At 55.1% G+C, this 15,892-nt stretch carries 13 protein-coding genes and 3 pseudogenes; 5 read left to right on the top strand and 11 right to left on the bottom strand.

The genetic code is table 11. From position 1 onward, the window contains the following. Positions 1-126: 126 nt before the first annotated feature. From ACQ86N_RS14225 to ACQ86N_RS14215, 3 genes are read left to right on the top strand one after another with little or no spacing between them, the layout of a single operon-like run. Positions 127-1,941 (top strand): ABC transporter permease, encoded by a 1,815-nt coding sequence (locus ACQ86N_RS14225; RefSeq protein WP_431215711.1) that lies wholly within the window; start codon positions 127-129, stop codon positions 1,939-1,941. Continuing rightward, positions 1,929-2,387 (top strand): ABC transporter permease, encoded by a 459-nt coding sequence (locus ACQ86N_RS14220; RefSeq protein WP_431215710.1) that lies wholly within the window; start codon positions 1,929-1,931, stop codon positions 2,385-2,387. The genes ACQ86N_RS14225 and ACQ86N_RS14220 overlap by 13 nt, the downstream gene beginning before the upstream one ends. Beyond that, complete coding sequence (locus tag ACQ86N_RS14215) at positions 2,384-2,545, top strand: hypothetical protein (RefSeq protein ID WP_431215709.1); 162 nt, start codon at positions 2,384-2,386, stop codon at positions 2,543-2,545. The genes ACQ86N_RS14220 and ACQ86N_RS14215 overlap by 4 nt, the downstream gene beginning before the upstream one ends. Positions 2,546-2,579: 34 nt before the next feature. Here ACQ86N_RS14215 and ACQ86N_RS14210 read toward each other — a convergent pair whose 3' ends face one another. From ACQ86N_RS14210 to ACQ86N_RS14190, 5 genes and pseudogenes are all read right to left on the bottom strand, one after another. Further along, positions 2,580-5,744, bottom strand: coding sequence for an efflux RND transporter permease subunit (locus ACQ86N_RS14210; RefSeq protein WP_431215708.1), 3,165 nt, complete (start codon positions 5,742-5,744; stop codon positions 2,580-2,582). 99 nt (positions 5,745-5,843) lie between these two features. Continuing rightward, a complete protein-coding gene (locus ACQ86N_RS14205; RefSeq protein WP_431215707.1) occupies positions 5,844-6,830 on the bottom strand; it encodes an efflux RND transporter periplasmic adaptor subunit in 987 nt (328 codons plus the stop codon). Further along, positions 6,715-6,978, bottom strand: a pseudogene (locus ACQ86N_RS14200) (efflux RND transporter periplasmic adaptor subunit); the annotation flags it as partial. The gene ACQ86N_RS14205 and the pseudogene ACQ86N_RS14200, both read right to left, overlap by 116 nt. Before the next feature lie 39 nt (positions 6,979-7,017). Beyond that, a complete protein-coding gene (locus ACQ86N_RS14195; protein WP_431215706.1) occupies positions 7,018-7,953 on the bottom strand; it encodes a TolC family protein in 936 nt (311 codons plus the stop codon). Next, positions 7,919-8,311, bottom strand: a complete 393-nt coding sequence (locus ACQ86N_RS14190) for a TolC family protein (protein ID WP_431215705.1) — start codon at positions 8,309-8,311, stop codon at positions 7,919-7,921. Before ACQ86N_RS14190 ends, ACQ86N_RS14195 begins: the two co-directional genes overlap by 35 nt. A gap of 442 nt (positions 8,312-8,753) precedes the next feature. Between ACQ86N_RS14190 and ACQ86N_RS14185 the strand changes: the two are divergent. Both ACQ86N_RS14185 and ACQ86N_RS14180 read left to right on the top strand, forming a co-directional pair. Then, a pseudogene (locus ACQ86N_RS14185) lies at positions 8,754-9,140 on the top strand (NAD-dependent epimerase/dehydratase family protein); the annotation flags it as partial. A gap of 178 nt (positions 9,141-9,318) precedes the next feature. Then, complete coding sequence (locus ACQ86N_RS14180) at positions 9,319-9,645, top strand: hypothetical protein (RefSeq protein ID WP_431215704.1); 327 nt, start codon at positions 9,319-9,321, stop codon at positions 9,643-9,645. Between the two features lie 184 nt (positions 9,646-9,829). On the opposite strand, the gene ACQ86N_RS14175 is transcribed toward ACQ86N_RS14180, so the two are convergent. The 6 genes and pseudogenes from ACQ86N_RS14175 to clpB form a co-directional block, all read right to left on the bottom strand. Next, positions 9,830-10,534, bottom strand: coding sequence for a KUP/HAK/KT family potassium transporter (locus ACQ86N_RS14175; protein WP_431217415.1), 705 nt, complete (start codon positions 10,532-10,534; stop codon positions 9,830-9,832). 18 nt (positions 10,535-10,552) lie between these two features. Then, a pseudogene (locus tag ACQ86N_RS14170) lies at positions 10,553-11,631 on the bottom strand (KUP/HAK/KT family potassium transporter); the annotation flags it as partial. Continuing rightward, on the bottom strand, positions 11,612-11,857 hold the full coding sequence (locus ACQ86N_RS14165) for a KUP/HAK/KT family potassium transporter (RefSeq protein WP_431215703.1): 246 nt from the start codon (positions 11,855-11,857) through the stop codon (positions 11,612-11,614). The gene ACQ86N_RS14165 and the pseudogene ACQ86N_RS14170, both read right to left, overlap by 20 nt. A gap of 130 nt (positions 11,858-11,987) precedes the next feature. Continuing rightward, positions 11,988-12,467, bottom strand: a complete 480-nt coding sequence (locus tag ACQ86N_RS14160; protein ID WP_431215702.1) for a YdeI/OmpD-associated family protein — start codon at positions 12,465-12,467, stop codon at positions 11,988-11,990. Between the two features lie 139 nt (positions 12,468-12,606). Further along, the gene (locus ACQ86N_RS14155; RefSeq protein WP_431215701.1) at positions 12,607-13,089 is read right to left on the bottom strand and encodes a DsbA family protein; all 483 of its coding nucleotides are present in this window, start codon (positions 13,087-13,089) and stop codon (positions 12,607-12,609) included. Between the two features lie 138 nt (positions 13,090-13,227). Next, positions 13,228-15,861, bottom strand: a complete 2,634-nt coding sequence (gene clpB / locus ACQ86N_RS14150) for an ATP-dependent chaperone ClpB (RefSeq protein WP_431215700.1) — start codon at positions 15,859-15,861, stop codon at positions 13,228-13,230. Between the last annotated feature and the right edge of the window lie 31 nt (positions 15,862-15,892).

Raw genomic sequence — 15,892 nt, 5'->3', positions numbered from 1 at the left:
AAGTGAACAGAACTTGTATCGAAATTGAACAGTCGCCCGAAATAACTCGTCGCAGGGAAGTGATAATCAGCATAATATGAAATTGGCATTCTCTTAGCCGGTCATAAACTGTCAAATCCACTGCACATGTTCAGCAACTATCTCAAGATCGCCCTGCGCAACCTCCGCCGGAATAAGGTGTTTACGGCCATCAACGTCCTCGGCCTTGCTCTTGGCCTGGCGACCTGTATGGTTATCCTGCTATTTGTCCAACACGAGCTCAGCTATGACCGGTACAATGAAAAGGCCGGTCAGATCGTCCGGGTCGTCATAAAAGGACGGATGCAGGGCGACGATCTGAAGGAGGCGCACGTGATGCCGCCGGTTGCCGCCACGCTAAAAAAGGATTTTCCGGAGGTGCTGGACGCGACCCGCATCCGCAATATGGGTCGTCCCCGGATCGCCTATGGCGATAAGTTATTCCGCGACGACCAGCTCGCTTTTGTCGACTCGAATTTCTTTCGGGTATTCACGCTTCCTCTGGTAAAAGGGAATGCCAGGACCGCCCTGCTCCAACCCAATACGGTGGTCATCACCCGGGATGTGGCGAAGAAATATTTCGGGGACGCCGACCCGGTCGGGAAGGTCCTGGTCTTCAAAGACGCCAATAATTCGATGACTGTGACGGGGCTGATCGACGCGGTCCCGGAAGCCTCCCATTTCCATTTTGGGCTTTTCGCTTCCATGTCCTCACTCCAGGAGGCCAGATCGGACAGCTGGATGGACTCCAATTTCTTCACCTATCTGGTCCTGCCAAAAGGATACGACTACCACAAGCTGGAGGCCCGGCTGCCCCAGACCGTGGACAGCCATATCGCCCCGCAGATGGAAAGGGCCCTCCATATGACGCTGTCGCAGTTCAGGCAGAACGGCAGTTCGATCGGGCTCTATCTCCAGCCGCTCACCGATATCCACCTGCATTCGGATCTCACCGGAGACCTCGAGCCTTACGGCGATATCCAGTACGTGTATATCTTCAGCGTGATCGCGGTCTTCATCCTGCTGATCGCGTGTATCAATTTTATGAACCTTTCCACGGCCGGCGCGGCGAAGAGAAGCCGGGAGGTAGGCATCCGGAAAGTATTGGGCTCGGAAAAGCGGCAGCTGGTCCAGCAATTCCTTTCCGAGTCCCTGCTACTGACAGCCTTTGCCCTCGTCCTGGCCCTGGCCATCGTATGGCTGGTCCTACCCTTTTTCAACCGGCTGACCGGACTGCAGCTGAAGCTGGACCTGACCCTTTCGCCGTGGCTGATCCCCGGTCTGCTGCTCGCAGGTCTGTTCACCGGACTGCTGGCGGGCAGCTATCCTGCCTTTTTCCTGTCGGCCTTCAACCCTATCGCCGTGCTGAAGACGCGCAGCGGGGGTGACAGGAAAAGCGCCGGTCTGCGCGGCGGGCTGGTCGTCTTCCAGTTCTTTATTTCTATCTGTCTCATCATCGGCACGGCGGTAGTCTACCGGCAGCTGTCGTATATCCAGCACAGACAGCTGGGCTATGACCGGGATAAAGTCGTCGTCGTGGAAGAAACCTACTGGCTGGGCAAAAATCTGAACGCGTTCAGGGACCAGCTGCGGCAGGACCCGAGAATTGCCAGCGTCAGCGCCAGCGAATACCTGCCGGCGGGCCCGAGCGACAACAATAATTTTTTTACCTACCCGGATGACGAGAGCCTCCGGCAGATAAAGGGCATCCGGTATGGCGTCGACGAGAGTTATCTGGGCACTCTTGGGATGTCACTGGCGGCGGGACGCAATTTCTCGAGGGCGTTTGGCGCGGATTCCAGCGCCGCCATCGTCAATGAAACGGCTGCCCGGGCCTTTGGGTGGGCGCCGGACGCCGCCGTCGGGCATACCCTCTCGAGATATGAAGGAGATGTAAAAAGACCTGGCATGTGGTCGGCGTAGTGAAAGACTTCAATTTCAGGTCGCTTCACCAGCGGATCACCCCCGTGATCATGGTGCTGGACAGGATGGATGGAACGACCATCGTCCGCGTCAGAACCGATGATATCCCGGGCGTTCTGGCCAGTATGCGAAAGAGCTGGAACTCTCTGACGGCGGAGGCGCCATTCTCCTGGTCCTTCCTCGACGAGCGCTATGACCAGATGTATAAGAACGAACGCCATACCGGAATTCTCCTCACCATTTTTGCGGGGCTGACCATTTTTGTGGCCTGTCTTGGTCTTTTTGGGCTGGCGACGTTCACGGCCGAACAGCGTACGAAGGAGATCGGGATCCGCAAGGTGCTGGGCGCCGACGTAAAGGGGATCGTTGCGCTGCTGGCCGGGGGTTCCTGCGTCTGGTGGGGCTGGCTTTTCTGCTGGCGGCGCCGGTGGCCTGGTTTTTCATGAACAAATGGCTGCAGGATTTTGCCTATCCGGTCGGCATCGGGTATGGCGTCTTCCTGCTGGCGGCGGGGATCGCCTTTACGATCGCACTGTTAACCATCAGTGTCAGGGCCATCCGGGCGGCGACGGCCAATCCGGTGAAGAGTCTGCGGACAGAATAATAAAAAAACCCGCCTGGCGGCGGGTCTTGTATTTTTACTCTGCGAGTTTGTATTCCTGGTTTCGAAGTTCTTCCAGCTTCTTCTTGCCGTAGGTCCATTTGGTGATCACCACGAAGAGGACCGGGACGACGAAGATGGCCAGACTGGTTGCGGCGAACATCCCGCCCAGCACGGTATAGCCGATGGTATTACGGGCGACCGAGCTGGCGCCTGAAGCCAGTGCAAGGGGAAGTACCCCGAGCAGGAAGGCGACGGATGTCATCAGGATGGGGCGGAGACGCAGCTTGACCGCGTCCAGTGTCGCGGGGACCACGCCCATACCCCTGTCGACGCGCTCCTTGGCAAATTCCACGATCAGGATGGCATTTTTTGCCGAAAGACCGATCAGCGTGATCAGGCCGATCTGCGCGTATACGTTATTGGTGAGTCGCGGAATAAAGGTCAGCGTGAGGATGGCCCCGAACACCCCTATCGGCACCGCAAGGAGTACCGAGAAAGGCACCGACCAGCTTTCGTAAAGGGCGGCAAGGAAGAGGAAGACGAAGACGATGGACAGCGCGAAGATATAGGTCGAGCTGTTGCCCGACTTGATCTCCTGCAGGGACAGACCGCTGTACTCCACGCCATAGCCTTCGGGCAATGTCTGGGCGGCTACGCGGTTGAGCGCTTCGATGGCCTGACCGCTGCTGTAGCCTGCTTTGGCTCCTCCGTCGATCTCGGCGCTGCGGTAGATATTGAAGTGTGAGATCAGGGGCGCGGTCTCCGTCTGTCGGTAGTTGACCACCGTGCTCAGCGGGATCATCTGTCCGGCTACATTCTTCACGTAGTATTTGTCCATGCTGTGGATATCGTTGCGGTAACCGGTGTCCGCCTGGGCCACCACGTAAAAGTTGCGGCCGTAGATGGTCAGCTGGTTGATATAGGTGCTTCCCATATACATCTGCATGGTATTGTAGACATCCGCGAGATTGAGACCCAGCTTCTTGGCCTTGTCCCGGTCGACGTCCACCTGGAAGCCCGGTGTGTGGGCGCTGAAGAAGGTAAATGCCTGGCCGATCTCCGGCTGTTTGTTGGCGGCGGCCACGAACTGGTTGACGACCTTTTCGAAGGTCCTGATATCGTCGTTGGACTGTCGTTGTTCGACCTGGATGCTGAAACCGCCTGCGTTGCCGAGGCCGGGGATGGCCGGCGGCGGGATAACGACGATGCGAGCTTCTTTAATAGCCGCAAATCGTTTGTTCAGCTCTGCGACGATACCCATCAACTGTTGGGATTTCTCCTTCCGGTCGTCCCAGGGCTTGAACTGGACAAAGATACTACCGGCGTTGGACTTGGTCCCGAATGTCAGAATGTTCAGACCGCCGAGGGCCGCAGTGTGCGCAACTCCTGGCGTCCGCTGGGCAATATGCTGTATGCTGTCCAGGACCCGTATGGCGCGGGTAGTCGATCCGGCTTCGGGTATCTCAAAAGAGATGTAAAGACGGCCGTCGTCTTCGGTCGGGATAAATCCCGTCGGCTTGGACTTGAACAGGAAAAAATCGCCGACACATATACAGGCCAGCAGGATGATGACCAGCGGCGCGTGCTTGATCCAGCCCTTTACCCCGATGGTATAGCGGAGGCTGAAACGGCGGAACCATTCGTTGAACCGGTAGAATAAATAATTGAGACCGCGGGATTGTTTGGTTATGTGGTGTTCCCGCAGCAGCAGCATACAAAGTGCGGGGGTCAGCGAGAGGGCGACAAAGGCCGAGATCAGTACGGAGATCGCGATGGTGATGGCGAACTGCTGATAAAGACGGCCTACTATGCCTGGAATAAAGCCGACGGGTACGAACACCGCGGCAAGAATGAGGGCGATGGCGACAACCGGCCCCGAAATGTCGGCGATAGCGCGGGCCGTCGCTTCTTTCGGCGACAGGTGTTCCGTATCGATATAGTGCTGTACCGCTTCCACTACGACGATGGCGTCATCCACCACGATACCGATGGCCAGTACAAAGCCGAACATGGTCAGGGTATTGATGGTAAAGCCCAGAGGTATGAAAAAGATAAAAGTACCCACGATCGCCACGGGTATGGCGAGCACGGGGATCAGTGTGGACCGCCAATTCTGAAGGAAGAGAAAGACCACTATCGTCACCAGCAGCAGCGCGATCAGCAGCGTATTGACAACGTCGTCGATGGATACTTTTACGACAGATATCGATTCAAACGGCACTTTATAGTCGATGCCCGCGGGGAAATATTTCTTTTGTGCTTCGAGCGCCTTATAAACGCCCTCTGCCGTTGAAAGCGCGTTGGAGCCGGGGGCCTGGTAGACCAGCAGGTAGGAAGCGCGTTGTCCGTCCACGAAGGAGTTGGAAGCATAGCTGACCTTGCCCAGCTGAATCCGGGCGATATCTTTCAGGTAAACAATGGAATTCTGCTGAGGGTTCGACCGGATAACGATATTGCCGAACTGTTCTTCGGTGGTCAGGCGGCTGTTGGTGAATACGGTAAACTCGAAGGCCGAAGCGGAATTCTGCGGCGGTGCACCGACGGAGCCCGCAGCCACCTGTATATTTTGTTCGTTGATCGCGTTCTGCACGTCGTTGTACGTAAGACCGAGTTGTGCGAGCTTATCGGTCTTCAGCCACACGCGCATCGAGAAATTGTCGGCGCGACTGAATACGTCACCTACGCCTGGTACGCGCAGCAGGATGTCGCGCAGATAGATATTGGCATAGTTGTCCATGAAGGGAATGCTGTGCGAATTGTCCGGTGAATAGATGGCCACCAGCATGAGGATCGCCGGGTTACGTTTGAGCGTGGTGACACCCAGGCGCTGTACCTGCTGTGGCAGGGTTGGCGTTGCGATACCTACGCGGTTCTGGATGTCCAGTGCCACGATATTGGGGTCGGCGCCGATGTTGAGCGTTGCCGTGATCTGCGAGTTACCGTTGTTCGAACTATTGCTTTGCATATAGGCGATACCGGGAACGCCGTTGACCTGGGTCTCGATCGCCGTTGTCGTAGTCTGCTCAACCGTTTGTGCGTCGGCGCCGACAAAGTTACTGGTGATCTGCACCGTCGGCGGAGTTATATCGGGATACTGGCTGATCGGCATGTTCAGAATTGCCAGCGTACCGACCAGCAAAATGACCAGGGACACAACGATTGCCGTTACAGGCCGTCTTAAAAATATATTTCCTTTCATCACGAGTTATTTAATTTTTCAGCGGAGTGATGCAGTAGACCTTCGCGTTGCTCGGGAACTCACTTGTCATCCTGTGTTTTTAGTAGTTCTCAACTCTCTTTACTTAGCTGGAGCGGCGGCCGGCGCCCTGGGTGGTCCGACCTGGATGGCGATGCTGTCCCTCAGCTTTTGAACGCCGTCGGTAACGACCTCGTCACCGGGTTTTATACCACCTCTGACGACGATCTTGTCGTTGATCTTGGTACCGAGCGTGACCTTTTTCTGAAAGGCCCTGCCGTTGTCAGCCAGGTATACGAAATATTCGCCGAGCTGTTCGACGACCGCCTTGTAGGGAATGAGCATGCTGCTGTCTCCGGCCTCGTGCCTGACGCGGATATTGGTCGTCAGACCCGCCCTCAGCTCGTTCTTCGGATTGGGAAAGGTGATGCGGGCGCGGAGCGTGCCGGTCGTGGGATCGACCGAGCGGTCGAGCGTATACAGCGTTCCCGGACGGGGATAGACGGAGCCGTCGGGCAGCACCGCCGTGAACAGCGAATCCTGCGCTTTGGTCCCTTTCTCAAAGTATCTGTTGAACATGGGTATTTCCGCCTGATCGATGGCGATATCGACGGCCATGGGGTCGTCGGTGCTGACCGAGTTGAGCAGGGACTGCGGATATACCGCTGTACCCACCTTCACCTGGGAGATGCCGATCGTTCCGTCGAAGGGAGCATAGATGATGGAATAGTTGAGGTTGGTCTGCACGGCGGCAACATTTGCCTTCGCTGCCTCTACCTGCCGCTTGCTGGCGTCCAGGTCGGCGATCGCGTGGTCGAGGGTCTGGCGGGCGATGGCAGAATCTTTTGCCAGATCCTGATATCGGTCGGCGTCCTGCTGGGCCTTGTTGAGGTTCGCCTGTGCTACCGCCAGATTGGCCTTTTGCCTGTTCGACCGCCGCCGAATACTGCTGCTGGTCGATCTCGTATAGCTTTTGTCCCTTGCGCACCTGCTGGCCGTCCCTGAAGAAAATGCCGACGATATTGCCCGACACCTGGGGTTTGATATCCACCTGATTGAGGGGAGTCGCGGTTGCGGGATAGGAATCATAATAGGTGGCGTTGCCGGTAGTCACTTTGGTGACGTTGACCGCAACTGCGGGCGGGGCCGCGGGTCCCGCCGGCTTGTCTCCACAGGAAGTCAGGGCCAGGCTGGTAACGACCGCTGTAAGACCAATCCATTGTAAGCTATTTCTCATATAAAAAGATGATTTATCCGGAATTGATTGAATGAAGTTTTAGTATTGTACCGTACCCAGTGCTTTCTGCACGTCGACCTTGCTGCTCAGCGCCTGGTAGAGGGCGTCGCTATAGTTGGACTGCGCGTTCCGAAGGTCCGTCTCGGCCGTGATCAGTTCGAGATAGGCTTTTACACCCGACCTGTACTGCAGTTCGATCGTGTTGTAAACGTCTCTGGCCAGAGCGAGATTCTCGCGTAGCACGTAGTAATTGTTGAGATTGCTTTTGTAGGCCGCCATCGCCTGCGCGTACTGGGTCGAGATCACGTTCTGCAGGTTGACGATATCCCAGTCGATACGGGTCAGCTGAAGTTCGGCTGCGCGGATGTTCTGTGTCCGTTTGGTCCCCTGAAAGATCGGAAAGCCCAGCGTCACTCCGGCATAGGAGAAGGGCAGATTGTTCTCGTATAGTTTTGAAAACTGGTTGTTGAGATAGTTGAAATTATACCCGGCGTTGGCGGTCAGGGTCGGGATATAAGCCCATTTGTTGTACTTTACGTCGGCTTCCTGCAGGTGTTTTTGCGTCATCAGCTGCTGGAATTCGATGCGCTTTGTATAGTCGACCTGGGCGAGCGTGTCGATCAGGACGTCCGCCTCCATTTTGACGCTGTCGTATATCAAATGGATAGAGTCCTTGCCGCTATAGCCCATCAGCTGTCTGAGTGCGGCATAATTGGCCTTCAGCGCCTCTTCGTTGGTCTTTCTTTCGGCTTTCGAGTTGTTCAGCGTAATGGTGGCGCGCTTATAGTCCGTCTTGTCCACGAGTCCACCCTGATACTGTCTGTAGGTATCCTTGAAATTGCGCTCGAGCCGGCGGATATCGTCGTCCAGTACTTCGATCTGCTTGCTGGTGAGCAGGACATTATAAAATGCCTTGGTGACGTTGACGGCAATTTCGATCTTATCGGTAACGGTAGTCTGGCGGATATTGGTCATGACGTCGCCTTCTGGTGCGGGCGGCCAGCAATACGTCTCTGTTGAACAGCGTCTGGCTCAGACCGAGATTGATATAGGAGTTGTTGTAAACGCCGGTCTTTGTAAAACCGCCGCTAAAAACGGCCTGCTGGAGGACAAAGTTATTCTGATAGTTGGCGGTGAGGTTCAGCTGGGGATACCAGTCGGCCAGCCTGCTCCTGATCTGCCGGTCGGTGATCTGCTCGTCCAGAAGGGCCTGCTGGATCAGCGGATAGTGTTTCAGCGCGTACTGCACACAGGTCTGTAAGTCAGCGCTTGTCAGGGTATCCGGCGCCTTTTTCGGGTCGAGCAGACCGTCTTTGGTCTGCGCGCCTGCCAAAAAAAGGTAAAGCTCAATCCACTGCTGATGATTACGAATCGGAATATTTTCCTCATAATTATATGGATGTTAGATTCTTATTACTGATTCATCTCTCTCACCCGGTCATGGCCCGCAAAAATCGTTACAATTGTATCAACCAACCCAACCGCCGGTCCAAATCCTCGTTTTTGGACATTAAAATCGGAGAATTATACAACAGACAGTCTGGTTTGTCTACCTCCGGATCGACCCAAAACACCCCACCGCTTGCGTTAATTGGCGAAATATCATGGCGAAATATTGTCGGTTTGGAGGTTTAGGGTCGGTTAGGAGGGCACAAAATTAAACAAACGTTTGAATTAAACAAACGTTTAATCAAACCTTAATTATCTTTATCGGGTAATTCTATAATTATGACAGTCCATACCATCCTCGGAGCCGGCGGTGTGATCGCCGACACCTGGCCTCCGGGCTGCTTGCCCATCACCTGCCGGTTCGCCTCGTATCGCGCAAGCCGGCCGCCCGCGAAGGCGCTACCACACTGGCTGCCGACCTCACCGACCCCACGCAGACCCTCAGGGCCGTCGAGGGCTCCGCCGTGACCTATCTCTGCGTCGGGCTCCCCTATCGCTATGCCGTCTGGCGTCAGCAGTGGCCCCGCATCATCGACAATACTATTGAAGCGTGCAAAAAGACCGGCTCGAAACTCATTTTCTTCGACAATGTCTATATGTATGGGAAAACAGACGGACCTATGACGGAGGAGACGCCCTATGACCCGGCCAGCCGGAAAGGCGACCTTCGGGCCAGACTGGCAACGCAGCTGATGAGCGAGGTCCGCAAGGGAAATATTACGGCTATGATTGCCCGCTCCGCGGATTTCTATGGTCCGGGGCGGGGAAAACCAGCATACCCGATATCCTCGTCTTTCAAAAACTGCGGCAGGGAAAAAGGCGCAGTGGCTGGTAAATGCTCGGGTCCCGCATTCCTTTACCTATACCCCCGATGCTGCCAGGGCCATGGTTATGCTGGCGACCGACGACAGCGCCTGGAACCAGGTCTGGCATCTGCCCACTGCCGCCTCTCCTCTCACCGGCGCCGAATTCATCGAAAAAGCTGCCGCGGCCCTGGGCAAAACGCCGGGCTATAGCATTCTTTCCAAGTGGATGATCCGGCTTGGCGGACTCTTTGACGGTACGACGAAAGAGCTGAATGAAATGCTGTATCAATATGAATTCGACTATCTTTTCGATTCGTCGAAATTCGACAGCGCCTATCGCTTCCAGCCCACTTCTTACGAAGAGGGTATAAAAGCAACAGCCAATGCGTACACATACGGCACTGGCTTTTGATGTTGTAAGGGGTCACAGCAGGTAAACAGATCAGAAACGGGCCTCATGGTACGGATGGATTCGCACACGGGTATGGAGAAAAAACAGGTCAGATAAGTATAGGAGCTATTTCTAGCGAAAAGCTACCGAAATTAACCGACTATAACAAATTAAAATGCGGTTAAGCACCTGCGGCGTGAAGCTCTTATCCGCGCCGATAAGACTGTGGAAGTTCGGGCGCCGGATGTATCCGGTAATAGGCCCGCTGCAAATTTAGTTTTGTAACCGGCGCGACCACCAGCGGGAGTTTCTCGACGACGGTTTCGCTGGAGTCGAGGCCAAATGCTTTTTCTTCGGCCATCGCGAGCTTCTTGATGCTGAAATATGCATTCAGAATAAATCCGTCGCGCACGGAGAATTCGTTGTCGTAGGAAAGGAATTTCTCGAGGATGATGAAGCGGAAGTCTTCGGCGATATTGTGCTTCTTCAGCGAGGGGAATCTGCTGACGACGTCGAGCTCGCGGTTCTCGATCATTTCCGTGACGACCTTGCGGAACAGCATTCCGATCCTGGGCTGTACGCGGAAGCCCAGCCTGAACTCTACCCGGATGACCTTGTCGTTCAACAGCTCTTCCACGCCATATTCCATCGTATAGGGCTCGTCGGTGCGTTCGATATGGACGAACCAGTATACGTCGGCCCTTTTCGGGTGGTGGCTGAATATCGAATAGAGCACTTTCTGCTCGATCTGGTTCGGCCGGTTGGCCTTGGTGAGATAGATGAGGTGGCTGGAGAATTTATGCACGGACTCGTCTCTGCTGAGGTGCCCGAGCAGGGGCAGGTGTTCATTGAGGTCGATGAAATTCAGGAACCGGTTGTTGATCTTTCTGGCGTTGTACCAGATATACATGGTAAAGATGAGACCGAATTCAAAGACCAGGAAGAAAAGCCGCTTGACGATCTTGACCGCGTTGGCGACGAAGAAGGAGGTCTCGACGCAGACGAAGACGATGAGGACGGGGACGACGATGGTCATCGGCCAGTGTTTGACCCGTCGAAGGAATTGGTACATGAGTATCGTCGTCATGAGCATGGCCACGGTGATGGAAAATCCATATGCGGCAGTCATACTTTCGGAAGTCCGGAAATACAATACGACCAGGAAACAGCCCGTACACAGGAACCAGTTGATGCTGGGGATATAGATCTGTCCGCGCACGTCTGTCGGGAATTTCACCGTGACCCTGGGCCAGAAGTTGAGGCTGATGGCTTCGTTGATCAGGTAAAGCTACCGCTGATAAGCGCCTGGCTGGCGATGATGCTGGCCGCGGTCGCGATAAATACGCTGGGCACGAGGAACCAGTGCGGCACGATCGCGAAAAATGGATTGGCGTTGCCGAGGCTTTCCTTGTGCTGCAGCAGGACCCAGGCGCCCTGGCCCAGATAGTTCAGCACGAGTGTGGTTTTGACAAAGATCCAGCTCACCTGTATATTCTTTCTTCCGCAGTGTCCCAGGTCCGAATACAGTGCTTCCGCGCCCGTAGTACAGAGGAATACCGCACCCAGCAGCCAGAAGCCTTTGGGATGACGGGTCAGCAGTTCGAGTCCGTAGTGGGGGCTGAGGGCTTTCAGCACCACGGGATAGTGGATGATCTGGTTGAGGCCCAGGACGGCCAGCATGGTGAACCAGATGAACATGATCGGTCCGAACGATCCGCCCACGACCTTTGTCCCGAAGCGCTGGAAGACGAAGAGCAGCAGGATAATTACCAGTACGAGTTCGACCACCAGATTGTTACCCGGTACGATGATATGTTCCATGCCGTGGACGCTGTTGAGTCCTTCGATCGCGGAGGTGACGGAGATGGGTGGGGTGATGATGCCGTCGGCGAGCAGGGTACCTGCGCCGATAATGGCCGGATAGACCAGCTTCTTGCCGTATCTGCGCACCAGTGCGTAGAGGGAGAAGACGCCACCTTCCCCGCGGTTATCCGCCTTGAGGGTAATAAAAACGTATTTGAAAGCTGGTTTGCAGGGTCAGCGTCCAGAAGACGCAGGAGATGGCGCCGAGCACCAGTTCTTCCGATACTTTGCCGCCTTCATTGAGGATTGTCTGAAGAGTGTAGAGGGGGAGGTTCCAATATCGCCGAAAATGATACCCAGTGTTATGAGGAGTCCCGCGGAGGAGATCCTTTTTGCGTGGTGAGAGTCCATGGTGCCGTGGAGGGGTCAAAAAATGGGCCTGATCGCTGAAAGCCGCTGTGGGAGCGGCGTTAACAAAATTCTGGCCGGCGCCGACCTTCCCAAAATGAAAAAGATATTTTCATTTTGAAAAAAATCCTTTTCCTCCCGGGCCGCGCGGATCATTTCTGCATAGCTGAATTTTTTATCATGGCGTCGACGACGCGGGCGATGCGGCGGGCCCTGGTCTCTTCTGTTTTGGCCGATTTGATCCAGTTGCCGAAATAGTTCTGGTGGGATTTGGGAAGGCTCTTAAAGTATTCGATGGCTTTGGGTTCGTCTCCGAGACATTCGAGCAGGTCTTTCGGGGGTTCGATCTTTTTGGTGTCGACCTCCAGCTGGACGGCCAGGCTGTCGCCTTTCTGTTTGCGTAGTTTCTTTCTGATCTCGGCTTTGAGCGCCATGATGAAATCGCCTTCGCCCATGGGCAGGAGCGCCATGGCGGCGACAGGGAGGTCGTCGAGCCGGCCTTTTACGCGGAAGGATTTTTTATTGTCGGGTTTCAGCTGGCCCGCCAGGGCGGCGGGGATCCGGATATAGGACCAGCCGGTCTTTTCGCCCATCTCCTGAAACTGCTGAATTTTGGTGTTGAAGCGGATCATCGCCCTAAGATACAAATTTGCCCGCCACGGCCGGGGCAAAAAAACCGCCGGGTTTGGCCGGCGGTCGCGTTTAATTTAAGCTCGTTTTTTCTTTTTGAGCGCTTCTTCGATGCCCTTTTTCAGGTTATCGAACGTGGGCTTACCGGTGAAAAGCTCGCCATTGATAAAGAAGGCCGGGACGTCCCGAACTCCCTTGTCGAGCCCTTCGAGCAGGTCGCTGCGGACTTGCCAGCCATGAAGTGGAATCCACCAGATTTTCGAGGAACTTCTTGTTGATGACCCCGCATTCCTTGGCATATTCCCGAAGGCTGATGGCCCCCAGTCTCCGCCGGTTGGCGAACAGCGTAGTGTGCATTTCCCAGAACTTGCCTTCCTGGGCCGCGCCGAGGGATGCTTCCGCCGCCTTCATCGCGTGCTGATGGACCTTGGTCAGCGGAAAATGCCGGAAATTGAACCGCATCTTCCCCTGGAACTGTTTCAGCAGCTTGTCGACGATCTCGTTCACTTTGGCACATGCCTCGCTCTCATAATCGCCATATTCCATCAGCGTTACCGGAGCTTTTGGGTCTCCGACGAAAACGTCTTTCGTCGGTATGATATCGATTTCTTTCGCCTTCATCATTTAATATAACGTCTTTTGAACTGATTAGTTCATTAATATCCCAAGTTTTTGGGGCCGGCAGCCATTTTTTGGGCTGCCGGGGTCGTTTTCGGGGTGTCCCAGCCCCGCGGGCCCGGCCGGCCTCATCCGCAACCGGGATTATTTCCGTAAGTCGTCGGTCTTCTCGAGGTGCGGGTGTTCATTACGGAAGACCACCACCCCATCGAAGACGTCCACGAGAACCGGAGCGGTCCGGTCGACGGCCCCAGCCAATATCTTCTTGCTCAGCTGGTTAACGATCTCCTTCTGGATCAATCTCTTCAGCGGACGGGCGCCGAACTGCGGGTCGAACCCGTTCTCGGCCAGATAATCCAGCGCATAGTCGCTAAACTCCAGAATAATGCCATTTTTCGCAACCATATTCTGCAGGTTTTGCAGCTGGATCCGGATGATGCCCTTTATTTCACTCTTCAGGAGCGGCTGGAACAGGATGATCTCATCGATCCGGTTGAGAAACTCCGGCCGGATGGTCTGCCGGAGCAGGTCGACCACTTCCAGTCTCGTCCTTTCCATCACGTCGTCGCGGTTCTTTTCCGTTACGTCCTCGAAATTGGCCTGGATGATCTGGCTGCCCATATTGCTGGTCATGATGATGATGGTGTTCTTGAAATTGACCACCCTGCCTTTATTGTCCGTCAGCCGGCCGTCATCGAGTACCTGCAGCAGGATATTGAATACATCCGGGTGCGCCTTTTCGATCTCGTCGAGGAGGATCACGCTATAGGGTTTGCGCCTCACGGCTTCGGTCAGCTGACCGCCTTCTTCATATCCTACGTATCCCGGAGGCGCTCCTACCAGCCGGCTGACCGAGTGCTTCTCCTGGTATTCGCTCATATCGATACGGGTCATCATGCTTTCGTCGTCGAACAGATATTGTGCAAGGGCCTTGGCCAGTTCGGTCTTACCGACACCGGTAGTGCCGAGGAAGATGAAGGAGCCTATCGGCCGTTTGGGATCCTGAAGACCCGCGCGGCTTCTGCGTATAGCGTCGGCAACGGCGGTTATCGCCTCGTCCTGGCCGACTACTTTTTTGTGCAGTTCGTCTTCCAGATTGAGCAGTTTCTCTTTTTCGCTCTGCAGCATCTTACTGACGGGAATACCCGTTGTCTTTGCTACGGCTTCGGCAATATCTTCCGCGTCGACCTCTTCCTTCATCAGCCTTGTTCCGGCGCTAAGCGCGGCCAGCTGTCTGGAGTTGTCTTCGATGATCTTTTCCTCTTCTTTTATCTTGCCATAGCGGATCTCCGCCACCTGTCCGTATTGTCCTTCGCGTTCGGCTTTTTCTGCGGCCAGCTTCAGGCTTTCGATCGAAGCTTTGGCGTTCTGTACTTTTTCCACCAGCTCTTTCTCCTGCTGCCATTTGGCCTTCAACGTATCGCGGGAGACGCTGAGATTGCCGATCTCGGCGCTGAGCTCGCGGAGCTTTTCCTCGTCCTTCTCCCGCTTGATCGCTTCGCGTTCGATCTCGAGCTGTCTGATCTGTCTTTCCAGACGATCGAGCTCTTCGGGCTGGGAGTTGATCTCGAGCCTGAGTTTGGCAGCCGCCTCGTCGATAAGGTCGATGGCCTTGTCGGGCAGGAAACGGTCGGTGATATACCGGTGTGACAATTCCACGGCTGCGATGATCGCTTCGTCCTTGATCTGAACGTGGTGGTGCATCTCATACCGGTCTTTCAGTCCCCGCAGAATGGAGATAGCATCGTCCACACTGGGTTCGTCGATCATTACTTTTTGAAAGCGTCTTTCGAGCGCCTTATCCTTTTCAAAGAATTTCTGGTATTCGTTGAGCGTGGTCGCGCCGATGGCCCGGAGCTCGCCCCGTGCCAACGCCGGCTTCAGGATATTGGCGGCATCCATGGCGCCTTCTCCCCCACCCGCACCGACCAGGGTATGGATCTCGTCGATAAACAGGACGATCTCTCCTTCGCTGCCTGCCACTTCCTTTACGACGCTTTTCAGCCTTTCTTCAAATTCGCCCTTGTATTTGGCGCCGGCGATCAGCTGTCCCATGTCCAGGGCATAGATGATCTTTGACCGGAGATTCTCCGGCACGTCGCCGTTGACGATACGGTGGGCCAGCCCTTCGGCGATGGCCGTCTTACCGACACCGGGCTCCCCGACGAGGATCGGGTTGTTCTTGCTGCGGCGGGAAAGGATATGCAGTGTCCTGCGGATCTCTTCATCCCGGCCAATAACGGGGTCCAGCTTACCCTGTCGGGCCAGTTCATTCAGATTCTTGGCATATTTGTTCAGCGCGTTAAAGCTGGTCTCCTGGGTCTGCGAGTTTACGGTCGATCCCTTGCGGAGGTCTTTGATCGCGGCTATCAGTCCTTTTTCGGTGAGTCCGGCGTCTTTCAGCAGCTTGGCCGTATTGTTATTGCTTTGCAGCAGGGCCAGCAGCAGGTGTTCGACGCTGACAAACTCGTCGCCGAACTGTTTGAGGTCCGCGCCCGCGCGCAGGACAACGGTATTGAGGTCGCGGCTGATCGTCTGAGCGGGTTCGCCCGAGCTGATCTTCGGCAGATGCTGCAGGGCTTCATCCAGTTTCGTCTCGACAAAGGCCACGTTTACGTTGTTCTTCTTGAGCAGAAATTCCACCAGCGAATCATCCCCGTCGAGCAACGCTTTCAGCAGGTGGTCCGTATCTATTGCTGGATTCGAACCATTGAAAGCCAGCTGCTGCGCTTTGGCGATCGCTTCTTGTGCTTTTATGGTAAAATTATTCAGATTCATACAATTATGGTTTTCCTTTTATAGTTAAATT

The organism is Puia sp. P3 (genome assembly GCF_050632245.1).
Taxonomy (GTDB): domain Bacteria; phylum Bacteroidota; class Bacteroidia; order Chitinophagales; family Chitinophagaceae; genus Puia.
Note: the sequence above shows the minus strand (reverse complement) of the source record. Positions and strands in the feature narration are given on the sequence as shown.

Excerpts from the sequence above, each read along its gene's own strand:
- ACQ86N_RS14175 (WP_431217415.1), bottom strand. The coding sequence starts at position 10,534 with ATGTATATCTGGTACAACGCCAGAAAGATCAACAACCGGTTCCTGAAT.
- ACQ86N_RS14180 (WP_431215704.1), top strand. The coding sequence starts at position 9,319 with ATGCTGGCGACCGACGACAGCGCCTGGAACCAGGTCTGGCATCTGCCC.
- ACQ86N_RS14210 (WP_431215708.1), bottom strand. The coding sequence starts at position 5,744 with ATGAAAGGAAATATATTTTTAAGACGGCCTGTAACGGCAATCGTTGTG.
- ACQ86N_RS14225 (WP_431215711.1), top strand. The coding sequence starts at position 127 with ATGTTCAGCAACTATCTCAAGATCGCCCTGCGCAACCTCCGCCGGAAT.
- ACQ86N_RS14215 (WP_431215709.1), top strand. The coding sequence starts at position 2,384 with ATGAACAAATGGCTGCAGGATTTTGCCTATCCGGTCGGCATCGGGTAT.
- ACQ86N_RS14160 (WP_431215702.1), bottom strand. The coding sequence starts at position 12,467 with ATGATCCGCTTCAACACCAAAATTCAGCAGTTTCAGGAGATGGGCGAA.
- clpB (WP_431215700.1), bottom strand. The coding sequence starts at position 15,861 with ATGAATCTGAATAATTTTACCATAAAAGCACAAGAAGCGATCGCCAAA.
- ACQ86N_RS14155 (WP_431215701.1), bottom strand. The coding sequence starts at position 13,089 with ATGATGAAGGCGAAAGAAATCGATATCATACCGACGAAAGACGTTTTC.
- ACQ86N_RS14205 (WP_431215707.1), bottom strand. The coding sequence starts at position 6,830 with ATGATTCCTATCCCGCAACCGCGACTCCCCTCAATCAGGTGGATATCA.
- ACQ86N_RS14195 (WP_431215706.1), bottom strand. The coding sequence starts at position 7,953 with ATGACCAATATCCGCCAGACTACCGTTACCGATAAGATCGAAATTGCC.